This window comes from Shewanella sp. POL2, assembly GCF_000282755.1.
GTDB classification, from domain to species: Bacteria; Pseudomonadota; Gammaproteobacteria; order Enterobacterales; family Shewanellaceae; genus Shewanella; species Shewanella xiamenensis.
Genome location: NZ_AKZL01000009.1, coordinates 82,641 through 88,640, shown reverse-complemented (window position 1 = coordinate 88,640; position 6,000 = coordinate 82,641). Strand labels below are relative to the sequence as shown.

Genomic DNA, 6,000 nt, shown 5'->3' with positions numbered 1-6,000 from the left:
CTCAACAGAGGGCTTTTTGCTATTTGCAGGGGATGAATTAGAAGGCGTAACTGACGCGTGCTAACACTGTATCATCGTTTTGGAATACGCCATCGGAGACTTTTTGATCGCCACTTAAATCACTGCCAAGCCAAGCGAGTGAAAGGCCAAATCCCATTAACTCTGTCGAGACGCCAACGGAATAATCTGAATAACTATCAAAGCCTTCACCATCATCTAAGGCATCACCTACGTTGTAGCCGTAATGTAAATCGAGACTCCAGTTTTCAACAAACTCATAGGAGTAATTGATTTCGCCGTAGTGATAATCTAAATCGCTGCCACCGTAATCATTGGTATACCAATAGGCTACGCGAAAGCCGCTAAACTCGACGCCAGCCGTTACTTCGAAATAGCCGAGATCACTCTCGCCCGAATAGTTATAGCGGTTGAGGGTCACGTCGTAGCTGACGCTATCATTGATATCACCACCGTAGGCAACATAGAAGTCATACTCGATATCAGGACCGTTGTAACCTGGCTCGTCAAAGTCGACATTACTGGCCCAGGCGCCGACCGAAAATCCTGACTCAAAACTCCAATCGACACCGCCTTGAACCGCAGGATCGCCCGCGGTTTGCGAGATGCCACGGAAGCGATAATCGTTAGTTAAGCCAATTTCGCCAGATACTTCAGCGGCAGCTATGCCGGAAAATAAGCTGGTGGTCAACGCCAGTCCAGCCAGTTGTGCTAGCCGTTTTTTCTGTAGGTTGTTATTCACGGTATTTCTCCCATTTTCTTGATTGACACGGATGTACAACGTTCTTTTATGTTTTAAAACAAATTCGTACATCCGATTGTTTGCCAAACAACAGCCAAGGAAACTCCGTTGCTGTGACCTCATGGCGGTAAAGCTACATTACTTTAGCTTTGTTCATCGAGGTTAAACGCACCTCTATTTATGTGAGTTTTGTTCGAAGATGACGTACACCTTGCGGCAGGGGGTGACGACTTGCCACACACCTTGAAATCCCGCCGGAATGATAAAACGGTCACCGACGCTGAAGGTTTGAGACTGTCCTTCAAGATCGGTAATCACACTGGTTCCTTCGAGAATTTCACAATACTCATATTCAGTGTAGTTGATTTTCCAAGCGCCTGATTCGCTTTGCCAAATTCCGCTATGGAATTGATTGCAAGGGCTGGAATAATGATTTTGTAATTGCTGCTTCGGGTTGCCAGAGATTAATTTTTCATCAGCTAACTGGTAACTTTCCACGGGGGATTGTGCGCTGCCAAAGCGAATGATCGACCTGATGCTTATTGTCATATTGGCTCCCACCGATGTTATTTCATGGTTGGCATAACAAACTCGGCCTGAGTTTGCTTGCCTACAGGCCAGCGAGCTGTAATGGCTTTGCGTTTGGTATAAAAACGAACCCCATCAGGGCCATGCATATGCAGAGGACCAAAGAGCGAACGCTTCCAACCACCAAATGAATGGAAGGCCATAGGCACAGGAATAGGAACGTTTACGCCGACCATACCCACCTGCACATGGTGGCAAAAATGACGAGCAGCTTCACCGCTTTGGGTGAAAATGGCAGTGCCATTGCCAAATTCATGTTGGTTGATAAGCGCGAGTGCAGTGGGATAATCTTTAACGCGCACAATGGATAGTACTGGGCCAAAGATTTCTTCGCGATAGATCCGCATCTCCGGGGTGACGTTATCGAATAAGCAAGCTCCCAAGAAATAGCCCTGCTGATGGTCGGCAACGGTTAATTGTCGGCCATCGACTAATAAGGTTGCTCCTTCCCTAACTCCGGTTTCAACATAGTCAGTGACTTTGGCTAAGTGTTGTTTGGAAATAAGGGGGCCCATTTCCATCTCAGGGGTAAGGCCGTTGCCCACTTTTAAGTTTTGGATCTGCGGCAATAGTTTTTCCACTAACGCATCACCCACATCGCCCACCGCCAACACGACCGATATTGCCATACAACGCTCGCCCGCACTGCCGTAGGCTGCGCCCATCAGTGCACTTACCGCTTGATCTAAATCCGCATCCGGCATCAGTAACATATGGTTTTTTGCGCCGCCTAAGGCTTGTACTCGTTTACCGTGTTTGGATGCTGTGCTGTAGATATACTCGGCGATTGGCGTTGAACCGACAAAGCTAACGGCTTGCACATCTGGATGAGTGAGCAGGGTATCGACGGCCTCCTTATCGCCGTTGATTACGTTAAACACTCCATCGGGCAAGCCAGCTTGTTTAAGCAGCTCGGCAATTCGCATCACTGAACTTGGGTCTTTTTCTGAGGGTTTCATGATAAAGGTGTTACCGCAGGCAATCGCGATTGGGAACATCCACATGGGAACCATCACGGGGAAGTTAAAGGGCGCTATGCCTGCGACAACACCTAAAGCTTGATTAACGGACCAGGAGTCCACACCACCACCAACCTGTTGGGTATGTTCTCCTTTTAGCAAGTGTGGAATACCGCAGGCAAATTCGACGACTTCAAGGCCGCGGATAAGCTCACCCTTGGCATCATCAAGCACTTTGCCATGTTCTCGGGTGATGAGTTGTGCCAGCTCATCCATATGCTGCTCGACTAACGCTTTGAATTTAAAAAGTACACGAGCACGATTAAGGGGCGTTACCTGTGACCAAGTCTCAAAGGCAGATTTGGCGATGGCAATAGCGGCAGCGACTTCATCGCTACTGGCGAGGGAGACTTGACCTCGGCATTCGCCAGTGGCCGGTTCAAAAATTTCTTGGCTTCTTGTACTAGCTGGTGTGTGTTGGCCATTTACATAGTGTGTAATCTTAAACATAGCTAACCTATATTCCCCTGATTTATCAGCGTGTAATTTAAAAAAGAGTGAATCATCCAACGGCCTGTATCGCATCGCTAAGGCTGTTAACCATCTGGTCAATATGATGTTTTTCAACAATGAGTGGTGGAGACATGGCGATAATATCGCCCGTTGCCCGCACGAGTGTGCCTTGATGGAAACAACGCTCGAACACCCGATAACCGCGTTTGCCAATGCCTTCGCTATTGGGCGCAAGTTGGAAACCCGCGACCAATCCTGTGTTGCGAATATCAATCACATTGGGCAAACCTTTTAGGCTATGAACAGCCTCTTCAAAATAACGCTCAAGCTCGAAACTACGTTCAAACAACTGCTCATTTTCATAGATGGAGAGTGTGGCGAGTGCTGCTGCAGCGGCGACTGGATGGCCTGAGTAGGTATAACCGTGGAAAAATTCAATCAGTTCTGCCGGCCCTTGCATACAGGTATCGTGAATAAAATCCTGCACAAACACTGCGCCCATTGGGATTGCGCCATTATTGATAGCCTTGGCCGTGGTGATCATGTCGGGGATAACGCCCCAGCGCTGACTAGCGAATGCGGCACCGACTCGGCCAAATGCGGTAATCACCTCATCAAAAATCAACAGGATGCCGTATTTTTGGGTAATTTCGCGTAGGCGTTTTAAGTAGCCTTGAGGTGGTAAAATTACCCCTGCCGAACCCGACATAGGTTCAACAATAACGGCAGCAATATTTTCGGCGCCATGGAGTGTGACTAATTGCTCTAACACTTCGGCTTTTTCTGCCCCAAGGCTAGGTAATCCGCGGCTAAAGGCTGAATTTTGAATATCTAAAGTGTGAGGTAGGTGATCTACGCCTTGCAACAGTTGGCCGCTAAAGGCTTTACGGTTATTACTCAAGCCGCCCACGGAGATCCCACCAAATCCTACGCCATGGTAACCCATTTCTCGGCCAATAAAGCGGGTGCGTGACGCTTGGCCATTAGCTCTGTGGTAACAAAGTGCCATTTTTAGCGCGGTATCAACGGACTCTGAGCCTGAGTTGGTAAAGAAGACCTTATTAAGTCCTTCTGGACTGAGTTCGGTTAAACGCTCCGCCAATTCAAAAGCAATAGGATGACCCATTTGGAAGGAGGGTGCGTAATCCATCTCGCGGATTTGTTTGCTGACAGCTTCACTGATCTCACGGCGTCCATGGCCTGCATTACAGCACCACAAGCCAGCTGTTGAGTCTAATACCTTGTTACCATTGATATCCGTGTAGTACATGCCTTCTGCTTGGGCGAGCAGGCGAGGGCTGGCTTTAAATTGACGATTGGCGGTAAAAGGCATCCAGTAATGTTCGAGAGATGGATGCTCATGCGTTGTGTTGTTGGGTGAGTCGGCCATAAATGGTTACCTTGTCCTTTTCCTTGTTAAATGGGGTCAGGTCTTCGTTAAGGGTGGCGAATATTTGCTATGCTATGTTAGAAATAATGAACATGGAAGAGGTGTGTGCAGTTATTTGTGGCAAAAATGCTATTTTTGTAAAAAATATTGAATTTTGATGTCCTAAAAGCGTAATCTAGGCTGCAGTTACAGCCTTAGGTCATCTTTGGCAGTTGTTAGTCGAGATAGCCCTTATCCCAATAAAGCTAAAATAAACGAATACAAACGATTAAGAGGTCATCATGAGTACACCTAAAACACGGAGCGATTGGGAAAACCTCGCTGCAAACCTAGCAATCAATGGCAAGGCTTTTATTAACGGCGAGTATAGGGATGCTGCATCGGGCAATACCTTTGATTGCGTCAGTCCAATCGATGGTCGTTTATTAGCACAAGTTGCCAGTTGCGATTTGATGGACGCCAATATCGCTGTAGCCAATGCCCGTCAGGTGTTTGAGTCTGGAGTATGGTCAAAGGCCTCTCCTGTTAAACGTAAGCAAGTGATGATCCGTTTTGCCGAATTATTGGAAGAAAACGCCAATGAGCTCGCTCTGCTAGAAACCTTAGACATGGGGAAGCCAATCCGTTTTTCAAAGGCGGTAGATATTGCGGGCGCCGCCCGTGCAATTCGTTGGTCGGGTGAGGCCGTTGACAAACTCTACGATGAGCTAGCGCCTACGGCACATAATGAAATCGGCATGATCACCCGTGAACCCGTAGGCGTGGTGGCAGCAATTGTGCCTTGGAACTTCCCGTTATTGATGGCCTGTTGGAAGCTCGGACCAGCACTAGCAACGGGCAACAGTGTTATCCTCAAACCTTCGGAGAAATCTCCCTTAACCGCGATTCGGATTGCTGAACTTGCGGTACAAGCAGGGATCCCTAAGGGCGTGTTAAACGTACTGCCGGGTTATGGGCATACGGTCGGCAAAGCGCTGGCGCTGCATATGGACGTGGATACCTTAGTCTTTACGGGCTCAACAAAAATCGCTAAACAATTAATGATTTATGCGGGCGAATCGAATATGAAGCGGGTGTGGCTTGAGGCTGGCGGTAAGAGCCCGAACATTGTATTTAACGATGCGCCCGATCTTAAAGCCGCAGCGGTGGCGGCGGCCGAAGCCATTGCCTTTAACCAAGGTGAAGTTTGTACTGCGGGCTCGCGTTTGCTAGTGGAGTCTGGGGTTAAAGATCAACTTATTGCGCTGATCGCTGAAGAACTTGCCTCGTGGCAGCCCGGGCATCCGCTGGATCCCGCTACTGTTAGCGGCGCAGTGGTCGATAAGCAGCAATTAGATACCATCTTAAGCTATATCAAAGCTGGCCAAGACGAAGGCGCCAGTTTAGTGCATGGTGGACAACAAGTGCTGGCCGAAACGGGCGGTGTTTATGTGCAGCCCACGATCTTCAGCCAAGTGCACAACAAGATGAAAATCGCCAGCGAGGAAATCTTTGGCCCTGTGCTATCTGTCATTGAATTTAATGGTATGGAGGAGGCTATTGCGATCGCCAACGACACCATTTATGGCTTAGCGGCAGGGGTGTGGACAGCGGATATTAGCAAGGCACACAAAACGGCTAAGGCACTACGAACAGGAATGGTGTGGATTAACCATTATGATGGTGGCGATATGACGGCTCCTTTTGGTGGTTATAAGCAATCGGGTAATGGCCGAGATAAATCTCTGCATTCCTTCGACAAATACACCGAAATCAAGGCAACTTGGATAGCGCTTTAGCGCATACTTGGC

Annotated in this window: 5 protein-coding genes; 1 reads left to right on the top strand and 4 read right to left on the bottom strand. The window is 48.3% G+C overall.

Annotated features, from left to right (window positions below; all coding sequences use genetic code 11):
• Positions 1–37: 37 nt before the first annotated feature.
• The 4 genes from SHEWPOL2_RS03975 to SHEWPOL2_RS03960 form a co-directional block, all read right to left on the bottom strand.
• Positions 38–760 carry a TorF family putative porin gene (locus SHEWPOL2_RS03975; protein WP_037426301.1) on the bottom strand — a complete coding sequence of 241 codons (723 nt, stop codon included), beginning with the start codon at positions 758–760 and terminating at the stop codon, positions 38–40.
• A 174-nt stretch (positions 761–934) separates the two neighbouring features.
• Positions 935–1,309 (bottom strand): cupin domain-containing protein, encoded by a 375-nt coding sequence (locus SHEWPOL2_RS03970; RefSeq protein ID WP_037426298.1) that lies wholly within the window; start codon positions 1,307–1,309, stop codon positions 935–937.
• A gap of 17 nt (positions 1,310–1,326) precedes the next feature.
• Positions 1,327–2,817 carry a CoA-acylating methylmalonate-semialdehyde dehydrogenase gene (locus SHEWPOL2_RS03965; RefSeq protein WP_037426296.1) on the bottom strand — a complete coding sequence of 497 codons (1,491 nt, stop codon included), beginning with the start codon at positions 2,815–2,817 and terminating at the stop codon, positions 1,327–1,329.
• Between the two features lie 52 nt (positions 2,818–2,869).
• Positions 2,870–4,210 (bottom strand): aspartate aminotransferase family protein, encoded by a 1,341-nt coding sequence (locus tag SHEWPOL2_RS03960; RefSeq protein WP_037426294.1) that lies wholly within the window; start codon positions 4,208–4,210, stop codon positions 2,870–2,872.
• Positions 4,211–4,491: 281 nt separating this feature from the next.
• On the opposite strand from SHEWPOL2_RS03960, the gene SHEWPOL2_RS03955 reads away from it, so the two are divergent.
• On the top strand, positions 4,492–5,988 hold the full coding sequence (locus SHEWPOL2_RS03955; RefSeq protein ID WP_037426292.1) for an aldehyde dehydrogenase: 1,497 nt from the start codon (positions 4,492–4,494) through the stop codon (positions 5,986–5,988).
• The last annotated feature ends 12 nt before the right edge of the window (positions 5,989–6,000 follow it).

Coding starts and splice junctions, on each gene's coding strand:
- SHEWPOL2_RS03955 (WP_037426292.1), top strand. CDS start 4,492: ATGAGTACACCTAAAACACGGAGCGATTGGGAAAACCTCGCTGCAAAC.
- SHEWPOL2_RS03960 (WP_037426294.1), bottom strand. CDS start 4,210: ATGGCCGACTCACCCAACAACACAACGCATGAGCATCCATCTCTCGAA.
- SHEWPOL2_RS03965 (WP_037426296.1), bottom strand. CDS start 2,817: ATGTTTAAGATTACACACTATGTAAATGGCCAACACACACCAGCTAGT.
- SHEWPOL2_RS03970 (WP_037426298.1), bottom strand. CDS start 1,309: ATGACAATAAGCATCAGGTCGATCATTCGCTTTGGCAGCGCACAATCC.